At 68.3% G+C, this 20369-nt stretch carries 18 protein-coding genes; 12 read left to right on the top strand and 6 right to left on the bottom strand.

Annotation, left to right across the window (positions count from 1 at the left end):
• Entirely contained in the window at nucleotides 1-1191 is a 1191-nt protein-coding gene (locus WG924_RS13195; protein WP_345933504.1) for an alpha/beta hydrolase, read from the top strand.
• Here WG924_RS13195 and WG924_RS13190 read toward each other — a convergent pair.
• Both WG924_RS13190 and WG924_RS13185 read right to left on the bottom strand, forming a co-directional pair.
• Nucleotides 1188-1820 (bottom strand): uracil-DNA glycosylase family protein, encoded by a 633-nt coding sequence (locus WG924_RS13190; RefSeq protein ID WP_372045159.1) that lies wholly within the window; start codon nucleotides 1818-1820, stop codon nucleotides 1188-1190. The genes WG924_RS13195 and WG924_RS13190 overlap by 4 nt on opposite strands.
• Nucleotides 1821-1917: 97 nt before the next feature.
• Entirely contained in the window at nucleotides 1918-2331 is a 414-nt protein-coding gene (locus WG924_RS13185) for a c-type cytochrome (RefSeq protein ID WP_345933502.1), read from the bottom strand.
• A gap of 356 nt (nucleotides 2332-2687) precedes the next feature.
• Between WG924_RS13185 and spbR the strand changes: the two genes are divergently transcribed.
• The 5 genes from spbR to WG924_RS13160 all read left to right on the top strand — a co-directional run bounded on the left by spbR (nucleotide 2688) and on the right by WG924_RS13160 (nucleotide 8088).
• Entirely contained in the window at nucleotides 2688-3791 is a 1104-nt protein-coding gene (gene spbR / locus WG924_RS13180; protein WP_345933501.1) for a SpbR family protein, read from the top strand.
• Between the two features lie 233 nt (nucleotides 3792-4024).
• A complete protein-coding gene (locus WG924_RS13175; protein ID WP_345933500.1) occupies nucleotides 4025-6106 on the top strand; it encodes a sensor histidine kinase in 2082 nt (693 codons plus the stop codon).
• 122 nt (nucleotides 6107-6228) lie between these two features.
• Complete coding sequence (locus WG924_RS13170; RefSeq protein ID WP_345933499.1) at nucleotides 6229-6654, top strand: hypothetical protein; 426 nt, start codon at nucleotides 6229-6231, stop codon at nucleotides 6652-6654.
• 3 nt (nucleotides 6655-6657) lie between these two features.
• Nucleotides 6658-7305 (top strand): 5,6-dimethylbenzimidazole synthase, encoded by a 648-nt coding sequence (gene bluB / locus WG924_RS13165; protein ID WP_345933498.1) that lies wholly within the window; start codon nucleotides 6658-6660, stop codon nucleotides 7303-7305.
• 36 nt (nucleotides 7306-7341) lie between these two features.
• On the top strand, nucleotides 7342-8088 hold the full coding sequence (locus WG924_RS13160) for an NAD-dependent deacylase (RefSeq protein ID WP_345933497.1): 747 nt from the start codon (nucleotides 7342-7344) through the stop codon (nucleotides 8086-8088).
• Here WG924_RS13160 and WG924_RS13155 read toward each other — a convergent pair.
• Complete coding sequence (locus WG924_RS13155; protein WP_345933496.1) at nucleotides 8028-8603, bottom strand: GNAT family N-acetyltransferase; 576 nt, start codon at nucleotides 8601-8603, stop codon at nucleotides 8028-8030. The genes WG924_RS13160 and WG924_RS13155 overlap by 61 nt on opposite strands.
• Complete coding sequence (locus WG924_RS13150; protein ID WP_345933495.1) at nucleotides 8600-10063, bottom strand: thioredoxin-like domain-containing protein; 1464 nt, start codon at nucleotides 10061-10063, stop codon at nucleotides 8600-8602. The genes WG924_RS13155 and WG924_RS13150 overlap by 4 nt, the downstream gene beginning before the upstream one ends.
• Nucleotides 10064-10433: 370 nt before the next feature.
• Here WG924_RS13150 and WG924_RS13145 point away from each other — a divergent pair, with 370 nt between their 5' ends.
• Nucleotides 10434-11192, top strand: coding sequence for a glucose 1-dehydrogenase (locus WG924_RS13145; protein ID WP_345933494.1), 759 nt, complete (start codon nucleotides 10434-10436; stop codon nucleotides 11190-11192).
• Nucleotides 11193-11334: 142 nt separating this feature from the next.
• Entirely contained in the window at nucleotides 11335-12285 is a 951-nt protein-coding gene (locus WG924_RS13140; RefSeq protein ID WP_345933493.1) for an aldo/keto reductase, read from the top strand.
• Nucleotides 12286-12288: 3 nt separating this feature from the next.
• Here WG924_RS13140 and WG924_RS13135 read toward each other — a convergent pair whose 3' ends face one another.
• Both WG924_RS13135 and WG924_RS13130 read right to left on the bottom strand, forming a co-directional pair.
• Entirely contained in the window at nucleotides 12289-14094 is a 1806-nt protein-coding gene (locus WG924_RS13135) for an ABC transporter ATP-binding protein/permease (protein WP_345933492.1), read from the bottom strand.
• Between the two features lie 7 nt (nucleotides 14095-14101).
• On the bottom strand, nucleotides 14102-16399 hold the full coding sequence (locus WG924_RS13130; protein ID WP_345933491.1) for a TonB-dependent hemoglobin/transferrin/lactoferrin family receptor: 2298 nt from the start codon (nucleotides 16397-16399) through the stop codon (nucleotides 14102-14104).
• A 274-nt stretch (nucleotides 16400-16673) separates the two neighbouring features.
• On the opposite strand from WG924_RS13130, the gene WG924_RS13125 reads away from it, so the two are divergent.
• The 4 genes from WG924_RS13125 to WG924_RS13110 all read left to right on the top strand — a co-directional run bounded on the left by WG924_RS13125 (nucleotide 16674) and on the right by WG924_RS13110 (nucleotide 20369).
• Entirely contained in the window at nucleotides 16674-17186 is a 513-nt protein-coding gene (locus tag WG924_RS13125; RefSeq protein ID WP_345933490.1) for a DUF1344 domain-containing protein, read from the top strand.
• 86 nt (nucleotides 17187-17272) lie between these two features.
• Nucleotides 17273-17407 (top strand): small membrane protein YohP, encoded by a 135-nt coding sequence (locus tag WG924_RS13120; RefSeq protein ID WP_345933489.1) that lies wholly within the window; start codon nucleotides 17273-17275, stop codon nucleotides 17405-17407.
• A gap of 131 nt (nucleotides 17408-17538) precedes the next feature.
• Nucleotides 17539-18225, top strand: a complete 687-nt coding sequence (locus tag WG924_RS13115; protein WP_345933488.1) for an enoyl-CoA hydratase-related protein — start codon at nucleotides 17539-17541, stop codon at nucleotides 18223-18225.
• Between the two features lie 239 nt (nucleotides 18226-18464).
• Nucleotides 18465-20369, top strand: coding sequence for a methylmalonyl-CoA mutase family protein (locus tag WG924_RS13110; protein ID WP_345933487.1), 1905 nt, complete (start codon nucleotides 18465-18467; stop codon nucleotides 20367-20369).

Genomic DNA, 20369 nt, shown 5'->3' with positions numbered 1-20369 from the left:
ATGGCAGATCGGGTGCGCGTCGCCCCATGCGGGCGCCGCGTCTTTCGCAAGGGCGCGCCGCTGATGCTGGCGCTGTTTCTTGCTGCCGCTGCGGCGGCTGGCTGCGCGCCGCTCAGCATCGGCCGCGGCCCTGAGCGTCATGACGTCCAGATCGAGCCCGATCCTCTGCCGGCCGTGGCCTATGGCGATGCCGCCGGCGTTCTGCCGCCGGCATCGCTGCGCCATCGCCATCGCTCGCCCGAGGCCGCATCGGTCGCCTGGCAGGAGGCGCGACTGGTGCTGGCCGAGCCCTCAAGCCCGGCCGCGATATCGGCGGCGGCCGGGATCGAGCCGGTTGCGGCGCGGCTTCAGGTGGCGGATGGCACGGTGCTGCCGATGTGGCATTGGCGGCCACCTGCCGGCACGCCCACCCGTGCGGTGGTGATCGCCCTGCATGGCTTCAACGATTATCGTCGCGCCTTCGCCCTGCCGGCACCGGTCTGGGCCACGGAGGGCATCGAGACCTATGCCTATGACCAGCGCGGCTTCGGTCAGGCGCCGCGTGCGGGTATCTGGCCCGGCACCGATGCGCTGGTCCATGACCTGGAAGATGCCACGCGGGTCATCGCGGCGCGCCATCCGGGGCTGCCGCTGATCTGGATGGGCGAAAGCATGGGCGGGGCTGTGGTCATCGCCGCCAATGCCCGTGTCGCAGATCAACTGCCGCCCGAGGCACGCCCCGCAGGTCTGGTGCTGGTGGCGCCGGCGGTCTGGGGTTGGTCGACGCTGGAGCCGTATCAACGCTGGATGCTGTGGTCGACCGCCCATATCGCGCCATGGCTGCCGCTGGACGGGGGCGGGCTGGACATCCGGCCGTCGGACAATCTGGCGATGCTGTATGCGCTGGGGCGCGACCCGCTGGTTCTGAAGACCACCCGCGCCGATGCGATCTATGGTCTGGTCGATCTGATGGAACAGGCAACCACCGCCGCCGATCATATCGACAGGCCGGTTCTGGCCTTGTATGGCCGCAATGAACAGGTTCTGCCGCGGCGGGCGGTGCAGAATTTCCGCGAGCGTCTGACCGCGGGCGGTGGCACGGCCGTGCAGATCCACACCTATCCGCAGGGCTGGCACATGCTGCTGCGCGACCTGAACGCGCCGGTGGTGTGGGCCGATGTCGCGCGCTGGGTGGCGCGCCACGGTGACTAGCTGTCGAGCGCGGCCGCGACCCGCCGGCGCAGTTCCGGCACCACGGTCGTGTCGAACCATGGCCGCTGGCTCAGCCAGCGGCGGTTGCGGGGCGACGGGTGGGGCAGGGGCATGACGGTGGCCGGCAGTTGTGTCCAGGCGGCGATCACGTCCGACAGGGGACCCCGGGCCATTCCGGCGCCCAGCAGCGGGCGGGCATAGGCACCCACGGCATAGGCGCCGGCCAGCACCATCAGCCGCAGGTCGGGCAGATGCGGCAGCAGGCGCGGATGCCATGCCGGGGCGCATTCGGGTCGGGGCGGCAGATCGCCGCCGGCGCCACGGCCCGGATAGCAGAACCCCATCGGAATGATCGCCACGCGATCCGCATCGTAGAACACGGCGCGGTCGATCCCCATCCAGTCGCGCAGCCGGTCGCCGCTGGGGTCGTTCCAGGGAATGCCGGTCTCATGAACGCGGGTGCCGGGGGCCTGACCCACGACCAGGATGCGCGCGGTGGCATGGGCGCGCAGCACCGGCCGCGGTCCGCGCGGCAGCGCGGGCGCGCACAGCGTGCAGGCGCGTGCCGCAGCGACCGCATCGTCGAGTGCGGCGGCGGTATCGGCCGTGGCCGGCTGCGGGGCGCGCATTGCACCACACAGCCGGTCCAGGATCTGAGACGGCAGGGTCGCGGTCAAAGGGTTGTCGTGGTCAAGGGGCTACGATCACGGCGTTGCGGCCGGGCGTTTACTTCTGGGCCGACAGGTAGGCGATGATGTCGGCGCGGTCCTCGGCTTTTGCAAGGCCTGCGAAGCTCATCCGATTGCCCTTGAGGAACTTGGCCGGGGCCGTCAGATAGGCATCGAGGTTTTCCGGCGTCCAGACGATGCCGCTGTCTTTCATGACGTTGGAATATTTGAAGCCGTCAGCCTCTCCGGCGCCGCGGCCGACCACGCCGTGCAGATTGGGGCCGACCCGGTTGGGGCCTCCGGCCTCGATGGTATGGCAGGCCTTGCACCGGGCGAAGATCTTCTCGCCCTTGGCGGCGTCGCCATCGGCCAGGGCAGGGCCTGTGGCCAGTGCGGCGAGTGTGGCGGCGGCCAATGCGGCGGCCCGCACTCTGGTGACGGAATGGCGGGTGATGTGCCGGGGATGGAACATGACTGTTGTCCTCACGTCTTTCGGCGGGACATTCGGTGCCCGCGCGGTTTATGGCGGTGACGCGGCGGGCGATCCGGCTGCCCCGACCGGTCCGTCTGGCCGCGACGGTCAATCTAGCGCAGATGATGCAGCGGGCTGGTGCGTCCTGTCGCCGCATTGCCTGACGGGCCCCCGCTCCCCCGGCGCCACGCCCGCTTGCCGGTATCCGCGTCGTGCGTGGCGCCCGACGCGGTGATGTCGTACACTGCAAGTGTTCGCTCCGCAACGGGACGCTACGCAGCCCGGACGTCTGTCAAGACGAACAGGGTCATGGATCATGACAGAGTGCGAATGAGAGCGGACCTGGGAGGTCGTCGATGTCGAAATTGACCGAGGAAGACATTCGCCGTCTCTTGGCCGAACCGACGGCTGAGCGGCGCGAAGACGTGGCCCGCAAGGTCGCCGCCGTTCATGCCGGGGGTGAAATGACCGATGCCGAGCGCCGGCTTGCCGAGGATATTTTCCGGCTGATGCTGCGCGACGCGGAGGTGCGGGTGCGCGCGGCGCTGTCGGAGGCGTTAAAGGACAATCCCGGCGTGCCGCATGACGTGGCGCATGCGCTGGCCCGTGACGTGGTGCCGGTGGCGACGCCGATCCTTGAATTCTCGGAAGCGCTGACCGATGACGATCTGATGGAGATCGTGCGTGCCCAGCCCGGTGCCGCCCAGCAGGCCGTGGCGCGGCGGCGCGAGATTTCGGCCGAACTGAGCCAGACCATCGTGGCGCACGGTGTGGAAGCGGCCGTGGAGACCGTGGTGAACAACCCCGGGGCCGACCTTCCCGAAACGGCGCTGATGACCGCGATCGACCGCTTTCCGGCGAACGAGACGGTGCAGGAAGGAGTCATCTCGCGACCGGTTCTGCCGGTGAAGGTCAGCGAGCGGCTGGTCTCGGTTGTGTCCGACCGGTTGCGCAGCCAGCTTGTCCGGCGCAGCGACGTGCCGGCCGACATGGCGCTGGGACTGGCTCTGGCGGGGCGGGAGCGTGCGGTCATCGGCCTGATCGACCCGTCGGGCACCGATGATCCGGACGAACTGGTCGACGTGCTGTACGCGGCGCGCCGGCTGACGCCGACCATTCTGTTCCGGGCGCTGTGCATCGGCGATCGCGGCTTCTTCGATCGCGGCATTTCGCGGCTGGCCGGTGTGACGCTGGTCAATGCCCAGCGCCTGATCGAGGATCCGGGCCGCAAGGGGCTGATGCGGCTGCTCGATGCCGCCCGCATTCCGCCGCCGCTGGCGAATGCGATGATGGCGGCCATCGACGTTGCCCGTGAAATGCAGTATGATGGTCGTCCGGGCGACCGGCTCAGATACCGCTCTACACTGATCGAGCGGGTTCTGACCCAGGTCGAAGGGATCGACAGCGACAATCTGGACTATCTGATCAGCCGTCTTGCCACCGACGATCGGGCGGCCTGAGCGGATGAGACGCCCCCCGCGTCCTTTTGGCCCCCCCTATTGGTTCGGTTCGTGTGGTGATGTGGGCGCGACAGGCATAGTATCGCGCTGTCTCCCCGTATGGACCGCCCTTCCGTGACCATGTGCGGCGAGCTGATGACAGAGGTGGTGTGAGCGACGGTATGGGCGAAACAACGTCCGTGAGCGAGACAGGTGGCCCGGACCTCTGGCGCCCGGAGCCGCTTCAGTCAGAGATGGCCGGCCCGACGGGGCAGCCTGGCCAGATGCTGCCGGTGGCGGATGGCGCGTCGCCTGACGCCCGGCGCCTGGAGCCGGGCCAGACATTCGTGATGATCTGGCAGCGGCCATCCGCGGCCACCGGCGCCTCGCCGGTGCCGTCCGCGCATCTGACCGACGAGCCGCACCGGCTGATGGGGCTGGACGAGCTGGCATGCCGGCTGACGCAGGTTGCGGCCGATGATCTGGAGGCTGTGCTGCTGCGCGCTCTGACCACCGGCGGCCCGCGCAGTTGGACGGCGGGCAATCTGGTCGTCGCCCTGGGGGCACGCGCGGTCTCGGGCTCGGGCGGCATCACCATGTGCGGCGTTGCCATCACGCTCGATCAGGCGGCCTCAGCCGGTGACGACACCGCCACCACGCCGCCCGCCATCCAGGCCGAGGCGCCGGTGGGGCTGGCCGTGGAGGCGGCCGAGGTGGGCCTGCTGGTCACGGATCCGGATGGACGGGTGCGGATCGCCAATGCCCGGGCTGTGGCGCTGATCGCGGATGGCGATGGTACCCTGTCGCTGGAGGTGTTCCTGTCGCGGCTGGGCATGGCAGGCGCGCGGGTGACGGCGCTTCTGGACGAGATGCGGCGCGGACTGCGCGACCGCTTGTCGGTGGAATGCCAGATCGGCGCCGCGGGCGATGGCCGCTGGCTGCGCCTGGCGGCGGTGGCCGACCGGCACACCGATCATGCCCTGGACCGTGTGGCCTGGACCCTGGTCGATATTTCGGACCAGCGGCGCGAGACCCAGGCGGCGGAGCGCAGCCACCGGGTGCTGGACGAGGCGCTGGATGCGATGTCGGCGGGGCTGGTGCTGTTCGATGCCGAAGACCGGCTGGTGTTCTGCAACAGCCGGTATCGCGAGTTTTATGGCGTGCCGATGCATCTGACCCGTCCGGGCACCGCGTTTGTCGACATGCTGCGCGAGGAGATCGATTCCGGGCGCATCGATGTGGGGCTGACCGAGCGTGAGGCCTGGATCGCCGAGCGGGTCCGCAAGCACCGCAATCCGACCGGCATCCTCGATCAACGCAATGTCGACGGCCGCTGGCTGCAGATCCGCGAGCGGCTGATGACCGGCGGGCTGGTTGTGGGCGTGCATGTCGATGCCACCGCGATCAAGGTCAAGGAACGGCAGCTGGAAGAAAACCTGCATGAGCTGCAGGACACGCGCGAACGCCTGGAGGAACAGACCGCGCGGCTGGTGGAACTGGCCGAGGGGATGAGCCTGGCGCGTGATGCCGCATTGGCGGCGGCGCGCAGCAAGGCCGAATTCCTGGCCAATATGAGCCACGAACTGCGCACGCCGCTCAATGCCATTCTGGGCTTCTCGGAGATGCTGCAATCCGGCCTGTTCGGGCCGCTGAGTGCCAAGCAGGAGGAATATGTCGCCGATATCCGCCAGTCGGGCCAGCATCTTCTGTCGCTGATCAACGACATCCTGGACCTGTCGAAGGCAGAGGCCGGCAAGCTGGCGGTCGAGAATGCCGAGGTGCCGATCCGCTTCCTGCTGGAGCGCAGCCGCCGGATGGTGGCCGAGCGTGCGCGTCGCGGCGGGCTGGATCTGGTGGTCGACCTGCCGGAACCGTTGCGCAACGCCGAGGTTCGCGCCGATGAACGCAAGCTGACCCAGGTTCTGCTGAACCTGCTGTCGAACGCGGTCAAGTTCACCGACCCGGGAGGGCGCGTGGAACTGGGCGTGCGCCACCATCATGGAACCGGCGGCGCTGGCGGCACGATCGAGATCTATGTCGCCGATACCGGCATCGGCATCGCGGCCGAAGACATTCAACGGGTCTTCCAGCCGTTCGAGCAGATCGACAGTTCACTGTCGCGCCGTTACGAGGGCACCGGCCTCGGGATGTCACTGGTGAAGGCGATGGTCGACCTGCATGACGGCGAGGTGCTGCTTGAAAGCCAGCCGGGCCAGGGCACGACCGTGCGGGTTCTGTTGCCCGACAGCCGGCTGATCTTTGATGCCGGCGCGGATGATGACGAGGCCGACGACATCATCGAGCGCTTGCAGATCATCCGTCGAGACAATATCTAGAGTTGATCTCTGGTTGATGGAACCCCGGCCGGCCGGCATGGTGTCGGGTCCGGGCATGGTGTGGGGTCGCCATCGACCCGTCACATCTGGCCCTTGCCCCGTTCGGAATGGTCCTGCCCCCGATGTTGCTTCGTGCCCGCTTCACCCTGATCGCATGTTTCGCCATGGCCGTCGGGCTGATGGCGACTATGCCGGTTCTGGCGCAGATTCCGCCCGACCGGTCGCGCGAGCCGGCTCGCTCCGCCCCTGTCAGCCCCTCCGTGCCCGGCATGCCGATGCAGCCGGCGGCACCGGGTGCCGTGCCGCCGGCCGATGGCACCTTGACGCCGGAAGCACCGCCACCCTTGCCACCCAACACGGTTGTCCGGTTGCTGTCGGACGGGCGCGCGGTCATGATCGGACCGGCGCGCTATGCCACCGAATTCCGGATGCAGGCGACGCTGATGATGCCCGACGGGTCACGCCGGCGGCTGGAAGACGGCTTGCACCGCATGGATGACGGCACCCAGTTCCGCGTGCGTCGCGGCCTGATCGTGGATGGGCGGTGAGCGATGAACGACCCGGCCCACCCTGATTTCGACGAGCATTTCCGGGACGGCTTCGAAACCCTGCTGCGCTGGCGTCGGGATGTCCGCCAGTTCCTGACCGATCCGTTGCCCGACGATCTGGTCGAGCATCTGCTGGATCTGGCCTGCCTGGCGCCATCGGTGGGCAATTCGCAGCCCTGGCGGTTCGTGATGGTCGACCGCCCGGAAACCCGCGCGGCCGTGCGCGCGGAAGTGCTGCGCGCCAATGCCGATGCGGCCGGCGCGCAGGACGATCAGCGCCGTGCCGCCTATCAGGCGCTGAAGCTGGAAGGGCTGGACCGCGCGCCGGTGCAGATTGCGGTGTTTGCCGTCGACGACCCCGACCAGGGTCACGGGCTGGGCCGGCGGACAATGCCCGAGACGGTGGCCTATTCGGCGGTGCTGGCGATCCACACCCTGTGGCTTGCGGCGCGTGCCTATGACATCGGGGTGGGCTGGGTGTCGATACTGGACCCGGCACCAGTGGTGGCGCTGCTGGATGTGCCCGACGACTGGCGGTTCATCGGCTATCTGTGCATCGGTCGCCCGGCCGAATTGCACGAGGTGCCCGAGCTTGAACGCCGGGGCTGGCAGGATCGCCAGTCCGATTGCCGCCAGGTGCTGCGGCGCTGATCTGCATCGCCCGATCTGTGGGAGCCCGGATACCGCATGACCAGTTTTCTCCCGGATACCAGTCTCGATGACCTGACGCCCGATCTGCCGATCGTGGTGCTGACCGGTGCCGGCATCTCGAAGGAAAGCGGGCTCGATACCTTCCGCGATCCCGACGGCGTCTGGCGCCGCCACAGCCTTGAGGATCTGGCGACGCCGGAAGGTTTCGCCCGCAACCCGGCGCTGGTGCAGGATTTCTATAACCGGCGTCGGGCCCAGTTGCCGGCCGTTCATCCCAATCCGGCGCATCAGGCGCTGGCGCGGCTGGAAGCGGCATGGCCGGGCGGCGTGCTGGTGGTGACCCAGAATGTCGATGACCTGCACGAGCGCGCCGGCAGCCGCAAGCTGATCCATATGCATGGCGAGTTGACCAAGGCCCGCTGCCTGAGCTGCGAGACCGTGGTCGGCCATGCCGACGCCCTGCATGACGCCACCGTCTGCGGCGCCTGCGACAGCCGGGGGCGGATGCGGCCGCATATCGTCTGGTTCGGCGAAATGCCGTTTGAGATGGAGCGGATCTGGGGCGCGCTTGCCGAATGCGGGCTGTTCGTCTCGGTCGGCACGTCCGGCACCGTTTATCCGGCGGCCGGTTTCGTCGCCGATATCCGCCATCGCGGCATGGCCCATACGGTGGAGCTGAACCTTGAGCCGTCGGACGGCGCCAGCCTGTTCGCCGAGGGCCGTTACGGGCCGGCCAGCCTGGTGGTGCCGGCCTTTGTCGACGAGCTGCTGGGCCGGCTCTGATCCAGCGGGCGCTGCATGGCGATGCGGGGCGATAGCGGATCCAGCCGCAGGGCTTCCGCCGCCCGGATGGCGGCAAGCCCGGGCCCGATGTCGTCTGGGGCGATCGTCAGGAAGCCCAGGCGCCGATAGAACGGCCCGTTCCAGGGCACGTCGCGGAAGGTGGTCAGGGTCAGCCGGTCATGGCCTGCGATGGCCGCACCTGCGGCCACGGCGGCAACCAGACGCCGGCCGATACCCCGACGCCCGAAGGCGGGGGCGACATCCAGTTCCGCCAGATGGGCATGACCGTCGACGATCGTCGTCAGCGCGAAGCCGAGGGGGCGGTCGTCCTTGTCGGTGGCCACCAGCAACCGGTGCTGACGGGCCGCGGTCGCCAGCACCGCCGGGTCGCTGGCGGCCGCGCCGAGCGCGATGCCGATACCGGCGAATAGCCCTGCCGCCGCATCCTCGATGGCGGCAAGTTCCGGTGCGTCATCGGGGCGGCCCGGACGGATATTGATGGCGTCGGGCGTCATTCCGCCCAGGTGCGGCTGGTGCGGAACACGTCATGATACAGAAAGATGCGGTTGTTGTTGGTGTCGGCCACGAACACCACGCCGTCGTCATCCACCGCCACGCCGGCCGGTTCCGACAGTGGCCGGCACAGGTCATCGAAGCAGTCATAGGGTGGATCGTCCAGGCTCGACACGGCACCGGTTTCCGGATCGACCACCCGGATGGCGTCGTTATAGGCGTCGGCGACCAGGATGTTGCCGGCCATGTCGAAGCACAGCCCCAGCGGGTGCTGGAAGCGCGCGGTCTCCCGCGGGCCGTCGATATGGCCATAATCGAACAGGCCTTCGCCGACCAGCGTGCTGACCATGCCGGTGGCGAGATCCAGCCGCCGCAGGCTGGAGGTTTCGCTGTCGATGAACCACAGCATGTCGTCGCGCAGCGCCAGCCCCGACGGCTGCGCCAGAGCTGCTGTGTCGGCCGGCCCGTCGATCAGGGCTTCCACGCCGCTGCCGGCCAGCCGCGCCACGGTGCCCGCCTCGATGTCGAAGACCAGCAACTGGTGGGTGCCGGCATTGGCGATGAAGACGCGGCCGTCCCGATACTCCAGATCCCAGGGGCTGGCCAGACTGGCGTCGGCCGCCGTCATCGGCCCGTCGAGCACCGGCCCGCGCCGGCCGGTTCCGGCGAGCGTGGTCACCGCACCGGTTGCGATGTCGATGCGGCGCAGGGCATGGTTCCAGGTATCGGCGACATAGATCGCGCCGGGGGCGGCGATCAGCCCCTGCGGGCGATTGAAGGCGGCGCTGTCGGCCGGCCCGTCGATTAATCCGGGGGTGCCGCTGCCGATCCGGCGGATTTCATTGCCGGCATTGTCGAACAGCGCGATCTGATGGTGGCCGGCATCGGCGATCGCCCAGCCGGCGGACCCCCGGCCATGGCGGAATTCCTTGAGCCTGGCCGGGTGGCGCAGCATCGAGCGCGCGGGCTCGGCAATGCTTGTGCCGATCGCGGCCGGTTGCAACCGACCGGCATCGCCCGCTTCACTCAGCATCCGGTCGATCAGCGTCACCAGCTTGTCGAGCGCCGGTTCGCCGGCCGATCCGCCGAGCCAGGCGCCGTCGGGGCTGATGAAGCCCAGCGTCGGCCAGGCCTTGATCGCATATTCCCGCCACATCCGCATGGTCGGATCGTGGATCACCGGATGGGTGATGCCATAGCGGGCGATGGCGGCCTCGACCTTGGCCGGGTCGCGTTCGGCGGCGAATTTCGGGCTGTGGACGCTGATCACCGCCACCCTGTCGGGATAGCGGCGCTCGATCTCGGCCAGGGTCGGCAGCACATGCATGCAGTTGATGCAGCACAGGGTCCAGAAATCGAGGATCACCAACCGGCCGCGCAGGCTTTCCAGCGTCGGCGGCGGACCGTCGATGTTGAACCAGGTGATGCCGTCGGTCGGGAACTGCGGGGCATGTACCGCCATAGGGTCTTCCTCCTGTGGTCGCCCTCTTGCCGGGGCCGCTGGTCGCCCGACTGTGCGTGCCGTGCGTTCGGGTGTCAATTTGAAACGTATGGTTGCGCGCGCGGCGTTGGGCGGGAATGCCGCATCGCACCCTCCGCGCAGGGCGGGCATGGCGGCTTTTCAGGGGGCATCCGGCGCCGCAACCGGCTCTTCTCAAGCCCGGTCGACGTGCTATTGTCCGCGAATGTCTTCGCGGTCCGCTCGCGTTTTCCGAGAGTGGACGCCACGTGTACCGTGAGAGACAGAGAGGTCCACGATACCGGGACCGGGCCGCGCAACCACACCCCCGCGCGGTGCCCGGACAGGACGCATGAAGAAGAGGATCGGGAAGATGAGCCTGACGGGCAAGGTTGCGATCGTCACCGGCGGCGGCTCGGGCTTCGGCGAGGGCATCGCCAAGCTGTTCGCCGAAAAGGGTGCCAGGGTCGTGGTCGCCGACATCAATGATGACGGTGGCAAGCGGGTGACGGCCGAGATCAAGGCCACCGGCGCCGAGGCGGTTTATATCCATGCCGATGTCGCGACCGATGCCGGCACCGCGGGCATGATCAAGGCCGCGACCGAAGCCTTCGGGCGCCTGGATGTTCTGGTCAACAATGCCGGCTATACCCATAACCGCGGCCCGATGACCGATGTCGACGAGGCGACCTTCGACAAGGTGTTCGACGTCAACGTCAAGAGCCTGTTCTGGGCCGCGAAGCATGCGGTGCCGGTGTTCCGCGCCCAGAAGGGCGGCGTGATGGTCAACATCGCCTCCACCGCCGCCGTGCGGCCGCGCCCGGGCCTGGTCTGGTACAATGGCAGCAAGGGCGCCGCCGTCGTGATCACCAAGACCATGGCCGTGGAACTGGCGCCCGACAATATCCGGGTCTGTGCCGTCAACCCGGTGATGGGGCCGACCGGCCTGACCAGCGCCTTCCTGGGCCAGCCCGATACCCCTGAGGCGCGGGCCAAGATCGTCGAGACCATTCCGCTCGGCCGGCTGTCGTCGGCGCGCGACGTCGCCGAGGCGACGGCCTTCCTCGCCTCGGATGCCGCGTCGTTCCTGACCGGCGTGTGCCTGGAGGTCGATGGCGGCCGCTGCATCTGATCGGCCGGCCTCCTCTCTTTGCCTTGCATCGGGGGCCGGGAGCGCGCGACCATGTGTCGCCCGCTTCCCGCCCCCGATCACGTCCGGCCCCTGATCACGCTCGGCCGGCCATACGCACGTGCCCCAACGAGGAGGTCATCCCATGCAGACGCGTCCGCTCGGCCAGTCCGGTCTCGATATCGTGCCGCTCGTCTTCGGCGGCAACGTTTTCGGCTGGACCGTCGACGAGGCCACCTCGTTCGCCCTGCTCGATGCGCTGGTCGATGCCGGCATCAACGCGATCGACACGGCCGACGTCTATTCGGTCTGGGTCGACGGCCATACGGGTGGCGAGTCCGAGACCATCATCGGCAAATGGCTGGCGGCCAATCCGGCCAGGCGCGACAAGGTGCTGATCCTGACCAAGGTCGGCGCGCCGATGCGGCCCGACGACAAGGGCCTGAAAGCCGATCGCATCGAACGCTGCGTCGAGGCGTCGCTCCGCCGTCTTCAGACCGACCGGATCGATCTTTATCAGGCCCATTATCCCGATGCCGGCACCCCTCAGGACGAGACGCTCGAAGCCTTCGACCGGCTGGTGACGGCGGGGAAGGTGCGGGCGATCGGTGCGTCGAACTTCAATCCGGCACAGCTTGCCGAGGCACTCGACATCTCGACCGCCGGCGGCCTTGCCCGCTATGAGAGCCTGCAGCCGGAATACAATCTCTATGACCGGAGTGGCTTCGAAGGCGATTTGCGCGACCTGTGCATCGCGCGCGGGCTGGGTGTCATCCCCTATTTCAGCCTGGCATCGGGCTTTCTCTCGGGCAAATACCGCAGCGAGGCCGATCTGTCGCGAAGCCAGCGCGGCAGCCGGGTCGGGAAATATCTGAACCCGCGCGGCTTCGCGATCCTGGCGGCACTCGACAATGTCGCCGCCGCCCATGACGCCAGCCCGGCCGAAGTGGCGCTGGCCTGGATGATCGCCAGCCCCGGTGTCACGGCACCGATCGCCAGCGCCACCAGCCTTGGCCAGCTTGCCGGGCTGGTGCGGTCGCTTGACCTTGTGCTGACACCGGAGGAGATGACCGCCCTCGACGCGGCGGGTGCCTGAGCGCTATGACCGCGCCGAAGGGCCGTCGGCGCTGACAGCCCGGTGTGGCCCGATGATGCCGGCCGCGGATGAAAGCCGCACCACCCGGTCGCAGGCCGCGATCGCCGTGTCGCGATGGGCGGCCATCAGCACCGCCGGCGGCGGGTGCAGGCCCTTCAGCACCGCCAGAACCCGCGCCTCGCTGGCGGCATCCAGTGCCGATGTCGCCTCGTCGATCAGCAGCCAGCGCGGCCGGCGCAGAACCGCCCGGACCAGGGCCAGGCGCTGGCGTTCGCCCGGTGACAGCACCCGGTCCCAGTCATGGGCCGGGCCGTCGAGAGCGGCGATCAGCCGGCCCAACCCCACCGCGTCCAGCAATTGCGCCATCTCGGCCGCCGTGCCGGGCAGGTCGGTTGCGGGATAGCGCAGCGCCTCGGCCAGCGGCAGCATCGGCAGATAAGGCCGCTGGGTAATCACCACCGGCGGCCAGCCGCCGGATGGATGGATGATCCGGCCCCGATGATGGGGCCATGCGCCGGCGATGGCGGCGATCAGCAGGCTTTTGCCGGTGCCGGACGCTCCGGTCAGCGCCACCCGTTCACCCGGAGCCAGGACCAGATCGACCGGCAGGGTCAGCGGTCGACCATCCGGCGCCGTCACGACGACGCCGTCGAGCACCAGCCTATGGGCGGCGGCGCGGCGGCCGGCCGGATGCGGGCAATGGCGGGGCGTGCGATCGGCCAGGGCGCGGTCGAAGGCTTCCAGCCGGGTCAGGACCGCGCTGAGTTCGGCAAGCTTGGGATAGGCGAAGACCAGGGTGGCGAAGCTGGCGACGACGGTTGAAAAGGCGCCCCGCGCCTGCATCATTCCGCCCAGATCGAGCTGGCCGGCCAGATAGGCGGGTGCCGTCACGAACATCGAGATGTTCAGCACGGTATAGCTGAACGGGGTCTGGAACAGGGCGTAGATCCGGTGGCGGCGGGCCAGATCGACGGCATTGCGCCGGACATCGGCGAAGCGGCGGGCGGCGAGCCCGGCCTCGCGCCGGCCGCCGCCGAGCAGGGCGACCTCGATCGCCACATCGCGCAGCCGTGCCAGCCCGAAGCGGAAATCCGCCTCGCGATGCTGCTGGGTCGCCGACAGCCCGGCGAGCGGCCGGCCCAGCTTGTGCGCGACCAGATTGGCGATGCCGGCATAGAGAAGTGCCGCGATCACCATATAGCCGGGCAGGTCCAGCGACCCGCCCCCCGGCAGGGGCAGGGCGAGCGTGCCCGACAGCGACCAGAGCACGCCGATATACAGGCCGAGTTCGACCAGATCGAGCAGCACGCGCAGGCTGAGATCGACGGTGAGATCGGCCAGAAGGCGCGCATCCTCGGCGACGCGCTGATCCGGATTGTCGATGGTCCCCCGGCTTTCGATGCGCCACAGCCGGCCACGGCCCAGCCAGCGATCGAGCAGCCGCCCGGTCAGCCAGGTCCGCCAGTCGATGACCACCATGCGTTCCAGATAGGCGCGCTGGACCGACACCCCGACCAGCAGCGCCAGCAGCCAGACCCAGTCGAGTGTCGCCCAGGCGACCGCCGCGGCATCGCGGCGTTCCAGCGCGCCGAAGAAGGTCTGGTTCCAGGCATTGCGCTCGAACCCGATCCAGACCGCGCCGATGGCGAGACCGAAGGCGAGGGCGAATTTGATCGCAGCACTCCGGCCTTCCCGGGCCAGGAAGAAGGGCAGGGCGAGGCGCATGAAGCAGCGCAGGCGCCCGCCGGGTCGGCGGGCGCCGTGCCGCCGGCCACCCGACGGGCGGCCGGGACCGGTGGTGACGGTCATCTGCGGGTCAGAAGGTGAGTGTGGCGCCGAGCGAGAACGACCGGCCCGGCTGGACCTGCGCCTCGATCGGATTGGTGTTGGCGACGGCGGTGGTCGACGGGGTGGCGTCATAGGCGACGGCCGAGCTGGGGAAGTAGCGTTTGTCGAAGATGTTGTCGATGCCGAGGCGCAGGGTGACCCAGTGCATGGGCTGCCATGCGGCGGCGAAGTCGAACACGCCATAGCCGGCGGGCTTGTACGAGGCGTCACTTTCAGTGCGGGTCACGCCGCGCTGGAAGGTGCCATAAAGGCTGGCCCGAAGACCCATATCCTGGTCGTCATAATGCAGGCCCAGCGTACTGCCGAGCGGAATGGCGCCGTTGAAGGCGGTGGTGGCTTCGCCGGGTGAGGCGACCTGTTCGCCGCGCTGGGCCGACAATGCGCCGCTGACGCTCCAGATCTCGTCGAGATACAATTCGCCGCTGGCCTCAAGCCCCCAGACCTTGACCGTGCTGAGGTTGTCATAGGTGATGTCGCCATTCGACAGCATCACGAAGGACTGGATGAAGTCGGTATAATCGGCATAGAAGCCGCCGACCGAGAAATTGCCGTCCCGGAAGCGACCGCGCAGGCCGGCTTCGTAGTTCTTGACCGATTCCGGCTGGAGATCCGGATTCGGCACCAGGTTGAAGAAGGTGCTGGGCAGCGAGGTGTAAAGCTGCTGCGCCGTCGGCATCTTGAAGCCTTCGGCATACTGGCCATAGACCGAGAAGTTGCGGTCGAGGTCATAGACCGCGCCCAGCTTCCAGGTGGGTTCGGTTTTGGTGATCTTGCGCGGCTCGGCGCCATCCACCGGCTTGTAATCGGCGTTGGGATCGGGATCGATGGAATAATGCGCGAGGCGCATGGCCGGCGTCACCCGCAGCCGGCCATCCATGAACCCGATGTCGTCCTGGATATAGGCATCGGCGCGGATGGTGGTGGCATTGGCGAAGTTGAAGCCGCCGGCGCGGGCGACGGTGGTGGTGCCGGTGGTGTGATTGACGGTGGTATCGACGCGTTCATACTCGCCTTCGGTATAGTCGCCGTCGAAACCCCAGGTCAGGTGATGACTGATGCCGGCGGTGTCGAAGTCGCCATCGACCTGCACGTCGAATTCGGTGAAGGCTTCTTCGTATTCCAGCAGATCGTACCGGGTTTCGGTGGTGCCGTTGGCGAGGATGCGGTCGCGGGCACCTTCGCGCTTGCTCTTCTGCGGCGAATGCGACAACTGCCAGCGGATCTGGTCGATCGGCCCGAATTCCACCGTCCAGTCATGTTCCAGCCCGATGCGCTGGCGGCTGAGGGTCTGGGTCCGATCGTAATCGGTCACCGTGTTGCCGCTGGTGTCGAGACCATAATCATAGCGCTGGTCCACCTCGGTCTTGCGCTCGAAGGTCTCAAGCGTCAGGCCGATGCGGTGATTATCGCCGGGGGTCCAGACCAGCTTGCCGAGCGCGTTGTCGGAACGGATATCGGCGCTGTCGAGCTGGCCGCAGGGGGTGGCACCGACATTGCGATAGCATTCCCAGACCGCGCCGGCGGCCAGCGATCCGCGGGCATTGCGGTTTTCCGGCTCGTGCCCCACCCGGCGGCCCAGCGAGATCGAGGCGGCGATATCGCCATAGCGCAGTGCCGCCGCACCGACCCCGCCGGTGGAACTGTCCAGGGTCGAATGGGTGGTGTCGAAGCGGAAGGCGGTGTCGCGGCCCGATTGCGCCAGATAATCCTCAGGGTCCATGGTTTCGAAGGCGACCACGCCGCCCAGCGCGTCGCTGCCCCACAGCGCCGAGGCGGGGCCGCGCTGGATCTCCACCCGCTTCATATGGGTGAGGTCCACCACGTCGCGGGTGCCGTCGGTGATCCGCTCCAGCGTCCGGCTGCCGTCGACCAGGGTCAGGATGCGATTGCCTGAAACGCCCCGGATGGTGAAGCCGGTCCGGTCGGCGAACGGATTGGTGCCGCTGGTCTGCCGGTCGACCTGGATGCCGGGCAGATGCCTGACCAGCTCGCCGATGTCGTCGACCATGCGCAGGTCGAGTTCCTCGCGCCCGATGACCGTGACATTGGCCGGAATCTCGTCGACGGCGCGCGCGCCGCGGGTGGCGATGACCGAGATGGCGGGCAGGGCCTCGGCCGCGCCGCCGGCGGCCTCGTCCTCGCGCTCTTCCCGGCTGCCGGCGCCGGCGCCTTCAACCGGGGGGGCCGACAGGGCGACCCCCGGCGCTGCCATGCACAATGCCACCAGACCATGTCCCAGCCTGTTTGCCAGCTGTCGTCTTTTCATATGACCGATCCCTTCGATGCTCAGGGACTCGTCTCTCGTTTAATTGCGAATGATTCTTATTATCAAGTGAGCGGCACCATACGCCCGCAGGCAATGTAAGCCAAGCGTGAAGGTGCGCGGCCCCGATCACGGAGCCGGTGTCGGCCAAAATCCGGCCGCCTGCCGGAACTCATCGCCGCCGGTGCCGTTGTAGGGGGCAAGGAGCGCCACACAAAACACCTCCCCACTGCAACAGGTGGCGTCTCTCAGTTCCACAGACCGGAGGATCTCCCCCATGCGTATGACGCTTCCGACCCTCGTCGCGGCCCTGATGATCGGCGGCTCGTCGCTCGCCATGGCGCAGAGCGGTTCCGCCAGCGGGCAGTCCGGGACGGCAACGATGAATTCATCCGGCGGCACCAGCGGTGGTGCCGTCACCAATCCGACCAGCCCCACCACCACGCCGGGTGTCGGCACCGGCACCGGGTCGGCCGCGGCTGGCGCCGTGGGCGGCACCTCGGGCACCCACACCACTCAGGGCAAGATCGCGAGCATCAGCGGCTCGACCATCACCCTCGATGACGGCTCGACCTATGTGATCGGCGATCCGCAGCTCACCGAGGCGAAATCGGGTGATACGGTCACGATCACCTATCACGAGGAAAACGGCATGAACCGTGCCACCTCGATTCAGCATGGTGTGACCGACAGCGTCGAAGGCACGGGTGCCGACGGCAACGATATCGGCACGGGCGGCACCGGCGGCGGCGGCCAGTTGGGCTCGCAGCCTCGCGCCAAGGGTAGCTGACCCTTTAGGCAACCCTCTCCGGCCCGAACTGCCCTCGGGCCGGACATGACGACGGCGGAGCGCCCGGCGGGTGCTTCGCCGTCGTCATGTGTGGCCGGATTGCCGGCGCCGTCACCAAACGAGGAGATATCGACATGCTGCGTTTCCTGGGCTGGACCGGGCTCATCATTTTTCTGATCGGCCTGCTTGTGGTTCTGGGCCTGTTGAAGCTGATCTTTTAAGCGGTGCGCATCTGCCTGCACCGCCTGGGCCGAACCGTGCCGTGACCCGCTCGCCATCATGACGCTATGATACCCTTCGACCGCAGCGCCTCCGGATGAAGGGGCGCCGGAGCAGGGAGGAGTGACCGGTGATGGAACTGACCTTCGACGACAAGCTGGCGGTGCTGCGCATCGATGACGGCAAGGCGAACGCCATGGGGCCGGCGTTTTTCGACGCGCTGGACCACGCGATGAACCGGGCCGAAGCCGAAGGCGCGCGCGCCCTGGTATTGGCGGGGCGCGATGGCATGTTCTCGGGCGGGCTCGACCTGAAGCTGCTGCCGACGCTGTCGAAGGAGGGGTTCACCGGCTTTCTGGGCCAGTTCTCGCGCAGCGTGCTGCGGCTGCATGGGCTGCCGATTCCGACCGTCGCGGCCCTGACCGGACATGCGATCGCCGGCGGCGCGATCCTGGCCTATGCCTGCGACAAGCGCTTCATGGCAGCCGGCCCCTACAAATTGCAATTGAACGAAACGGCGCTGGGCATGGCAATGCCGGCCTGGATGATCCAGGTGGCGCGCAGCGTGGTGCCGCGGCATCTGGAGGCGCAGGCGCTGCTGCATGCGCGCGCCTTCTCGCCGGAAGCGGCTCTGGGTGAAAACCTGATCGACGGTATCGAGATCGATGCCGGACGCACGCTGTCGCGCGCCATCGGTGCCGCCCGCGCGCTGGGTGAATTGTCGATGCCGGCTTATGCCCAGACCAAGCGGCGGCTGCGCGGCCCGGCGATCGCGGCGGCGCTGGCCGGCCTCGATCACGATCTGGCGACGCTGGGCTAGGCGGATGATCCGCCATGGATGGTGCAATGGCGATGCTGCAATGCGGTTCGCAATTCCAGATCGACCTGGTTTTGCTGTATATGTCTCGCGAAGTCCCTGTTCGTGGCTGCTTGTTGCGGCAGATCGCCCCGACGATGCTGCCGGGGCCCGATCGATAAGGAACCAGACGCCGGACCGCCGTTGACCCATTGATACCCTCTCCGACCTGCCGCGCCGGTCTTGCGCCGCGGGATCAGGAGATGCCGGATCGGAAGATTGCCGTGGTGAACTCTGTGCAGACGAACAACCCCCTTGCAACCATCAGTCCGCTGGCCGCCGATTTCGACGCGCCCTCTCGCGCGGCCTGGATGGCCTTGGTCGAGAAGACGCTGAAAGGCGCACCGTTCGAGAAAAAGCTGCGCTGGAAAACGCGCGAAGGGTTGAGCGTCGAGCCGCTCTACACCCCGGAGGACGGCATTGCCGCCCACAGCCTGCCGCGCATGATTTCGGCCGATCCCGACCGGCCGTGGGATCTGCGCACCGTCATCCGTCATCCCGACCCGCAGGCGGCCAATGCCCAGGTCCTGGACGACCTGGAAAACGGCGCGGCATCGGTGTTGCTCCGGCTCGACCCCACGGGCCGGAACGGGATCGCCGTGGCCTCGGTCGACGATCTGGCGGCCGTGCTGGAGGGGGTGCTGATCGATCTGGCGCCCATCGGGCTCGATGCGGGCTTCCTTGGCGTCCAGGCCGCCGACTGGCTGGCGGCGCTGGCGAAGCCGATGCCCGGCGCGCCGCGCGCGCCGCTGGCCTTCAACATGGACCCGGTATCGGCCTTTGCCCGCGCGGGCGAGGCGCCGGGGCCGGTTGGCGACCATGTCGCGGCCGCGGCCGCGGCCGCGAAGCGCCATGCCGGCAGCTTCTATGAGGCGCGGATGATGCTGGCCTCGGGCCAGGTCGTGCACGAGGCCGGTGGTGGCGAGGCCCAGGAACTGGGCTTCATGGCGGCAAGTGCCGTGCAGTATGTCCGGGCGCTGGTCGATGCCGGTTTTAGCCTCGACGATGCCTTCGGCCGGGTCACGCTGGGCCTTGCCGTCGACGGCGAGTATTTCACGTCGCTGGCCAAGCTTCGTGCCGCACGGGCCATCTGGTCGCGGATCATCGGTGCCGCCGGTTCCACCGTGCAGGCGCGGGTCGAGGCGCGATCGTCCGCCCGCATGCTGGCCAGGGTCGACCCGTGGGTGAACCTGTTGCGGCTGACGGCGGCGGGCTTTGCCGGCGCGGTCGGCGGCGCCGATATCATCACGCTCAGCCCGTTCACCGATGCACTGGGCCATCCCGGCGTGCTGGCACGGCGGCAGGCGCGCAACACCCAACTGGTGCTGATGGAGGAAAGCCATCTGGGCCGGGTCGCCGATCCGGCGGCCGGTGCCTGGGCGCTGGAAGCCCTGACCGACAGCTTCGCCCGCGCCGGCTGGGCCGCCTTCCAGGCGATCGAGGCCGAAGGTGGCGTGATCGCGGCGCTGGAAGCGGGGCTGGTTCAGGACAAGGTGGCGGAAACCCGGGCCGCGCTGACGGCGGCGGTGGCGAAGCGTGCCATCGGCCTGATCGGCGTATCCGAATTCCCCAATCTCGCCGACGTGCCGCCGACGCTCGATCCGGTCGATCCGGCCGCCTTCGCGCGGCCGGCCCCTGATCTGGCTCTGCCGGGCACTGCATCGACCTGTGCGCCGCTGGCGCAGATGCGGCTGGCGGAACCGTTCGAGGCCCTGCGTGAGCGTGCGGCCGGGCTGGAGGCGACGGCGCTGCTGGTCACCCTTGGCACGGCGGCGGATTTCACCGCGCGGGTCGGCTTCGCCCGCAACCTGCTTGCCGCCGGCGGCATCGCTGCCGATATTCAGGCAGCGGACGCGGTGGAGGCCGGCGGCGCGCGGCTGGCGGTGATCTGTTCATCCGATGCCCGCTATGACGAAGCGGCGGCTGAGACCGCCCGGGCGCTGAAGGCCGCGGGCGTTGCTCATGTCTGGCTGGCCGGGCGACCCGGCGCGCTGGAAGCTGCGCTGACCGCGGCAGGTGTCGAGCATTTCCTTGCCGCCGGCAGCGATGCGCTGGCCGTGCTGGAACAGGCCCATGCGGCCTTCACCCCCGATGCGACGGAGGCCTGA

The sequence above is a fragment of the Tistrella arctica genome (assembly GCF_039630945.1).
GTDB lineage: Bacteria > Pseudomonadota > Alphaproteobacteria > Tistrellales > Tistrellaceae > Tistrella > Tistrella bauzanensis.
The sequence above is the reverse complement of the archived record's forward strand: the minus strand, read 5'-3'. Positions and strand labels throughout refer to the sequence as shown.

Excerpts from the sequence above, each read along its gene's own strand:
- bluB (WP_345933498.1), top strand. The coding sequence starts at position 6,658 with ATGAACGACCCGGCCCACCCTGATTTCGACGAGCATTTCCGGGACGGC.
- WG924_RS13120 (WP_345933489.1), top strand. The coding sequence starts at position 17,273 with ATGTGTGGCCGGATTGCCGGCGCCGTCACCAAACGAGGAGATATCGAC.
- WG924_RS13115 (WP_345933488.1), top strand. The coding sequence starts at position 17,539 with ATGGAACTGACCTTCGACGACAAGCTGGCGGTGCTGCGCATCGATGAC.
- WG924_RS13110 (WP_345933487.1), top strand. The coding sequence starts at position 18,465 with ATGCCGGATCGGAAGATTGCCGTGGTGAACTCTGTGCAGACGAACAAC.
- WG924_RS13195 (WP_345933504.1), top strand. The coding sequence starts at position 1 with ATGGCAGATCGGGTGCGCGTCGCCCCATGCGGGCGCCGCGTCTTTCGC.
- WG924_RS13135 (WP_345933492.1), bottom strand. The coding sequence starts at position 14,094 with ATGACCGTCACCACCGGTCCCGGCCGCCCGTCGGGTGGCCGGCGGCAC.
- WG924_RS13185 (WP_345933502.1), bottom strand. The coding sequence starts at position 2,331 with ATGTTCCATCCCCGGCACATCACCCGCCATTCCGTCACCAGAGTGCGG.
- WG924_RS13175 (WP_345933500.1), top strand. The coding sequence starts at position 4,025 with ATGGCCGGCCCGACGGGGCAGCCTGGCCAGATGCTGCCGGTGGCGGAT.
- WG924_RS13140 (WP_345933493.1), top strand. The coding sequence starts at position 11,335 with ATGCAGACGCGTCCGCTCGGCCAGTCCGGTCTCGATATCGTGCCGCTC.
- WG924_RS13190 (WP_372045159.1), bottom strand. The coding sequence starts at position 1,820 with ATGCGCGCCCCGCAGCCGGCCACGGCCGATACCGCCGCCGCACTCGAC.
- WG924_RS13145 (WP_345933494.1), top strand. The coding sequence starts at position 10,434 with ATGAGCCTGACGGGCAAGGTTGCGATCGTCACCGGCGGCGGCTCGGGC.
- WG924_RS13155 (WP_345933496.1), bottom strand. The coding sequence starts at position 8,603 with ATGACGCCCGACGCCATCAATATCCGTCCGGGCCGCCCCGATGACGCA.
- spbR (WP_345933501.1), top strand. The coding sequence starts at position 2,688 with ATGTCGAAATTGACCGAGGAAGACATTCGCCGTCTCTTGGCCGAACCG.
- WG924_RS13170 (WP_345933499.1), top strand. The coding sequence starts at position 6,229 with ATGTTGCTTCGTGCCCGCTTCACCCTGATCGCATGTTTCGCCATGGCC.
- WG924_RS13160 (WP_345933497.1), top strand. The coding sequence starts at position 7,342 with ATGACCAGTTTTCTCCCGGATACCAGTCTCGATGACCTGACGCCCGAT.
- WG924_RS13125 (WP_345933490.1), top strand. The coding sequence starts at position 16,674 with ATGCGTATGACGCTTCCGACCCTCGTCGCGGCCCTGATGATCGGCGGC.
- WG924_RS13130 (WP_345933491.1), bottom strand. The coding sequence starts at position 16,399 with ATGAAAAGACGACAGCTGGCAAACAGGCTGGGACATGGTCTGGTGGCA.
- WG924_RS13150 (WP_345933495.1), bottom strand. The coding sequence starts at position 10,063 with ATGGCGGTACATGCCCCGCAGTTCCCGACCGACGGCATCACCTGGTTC.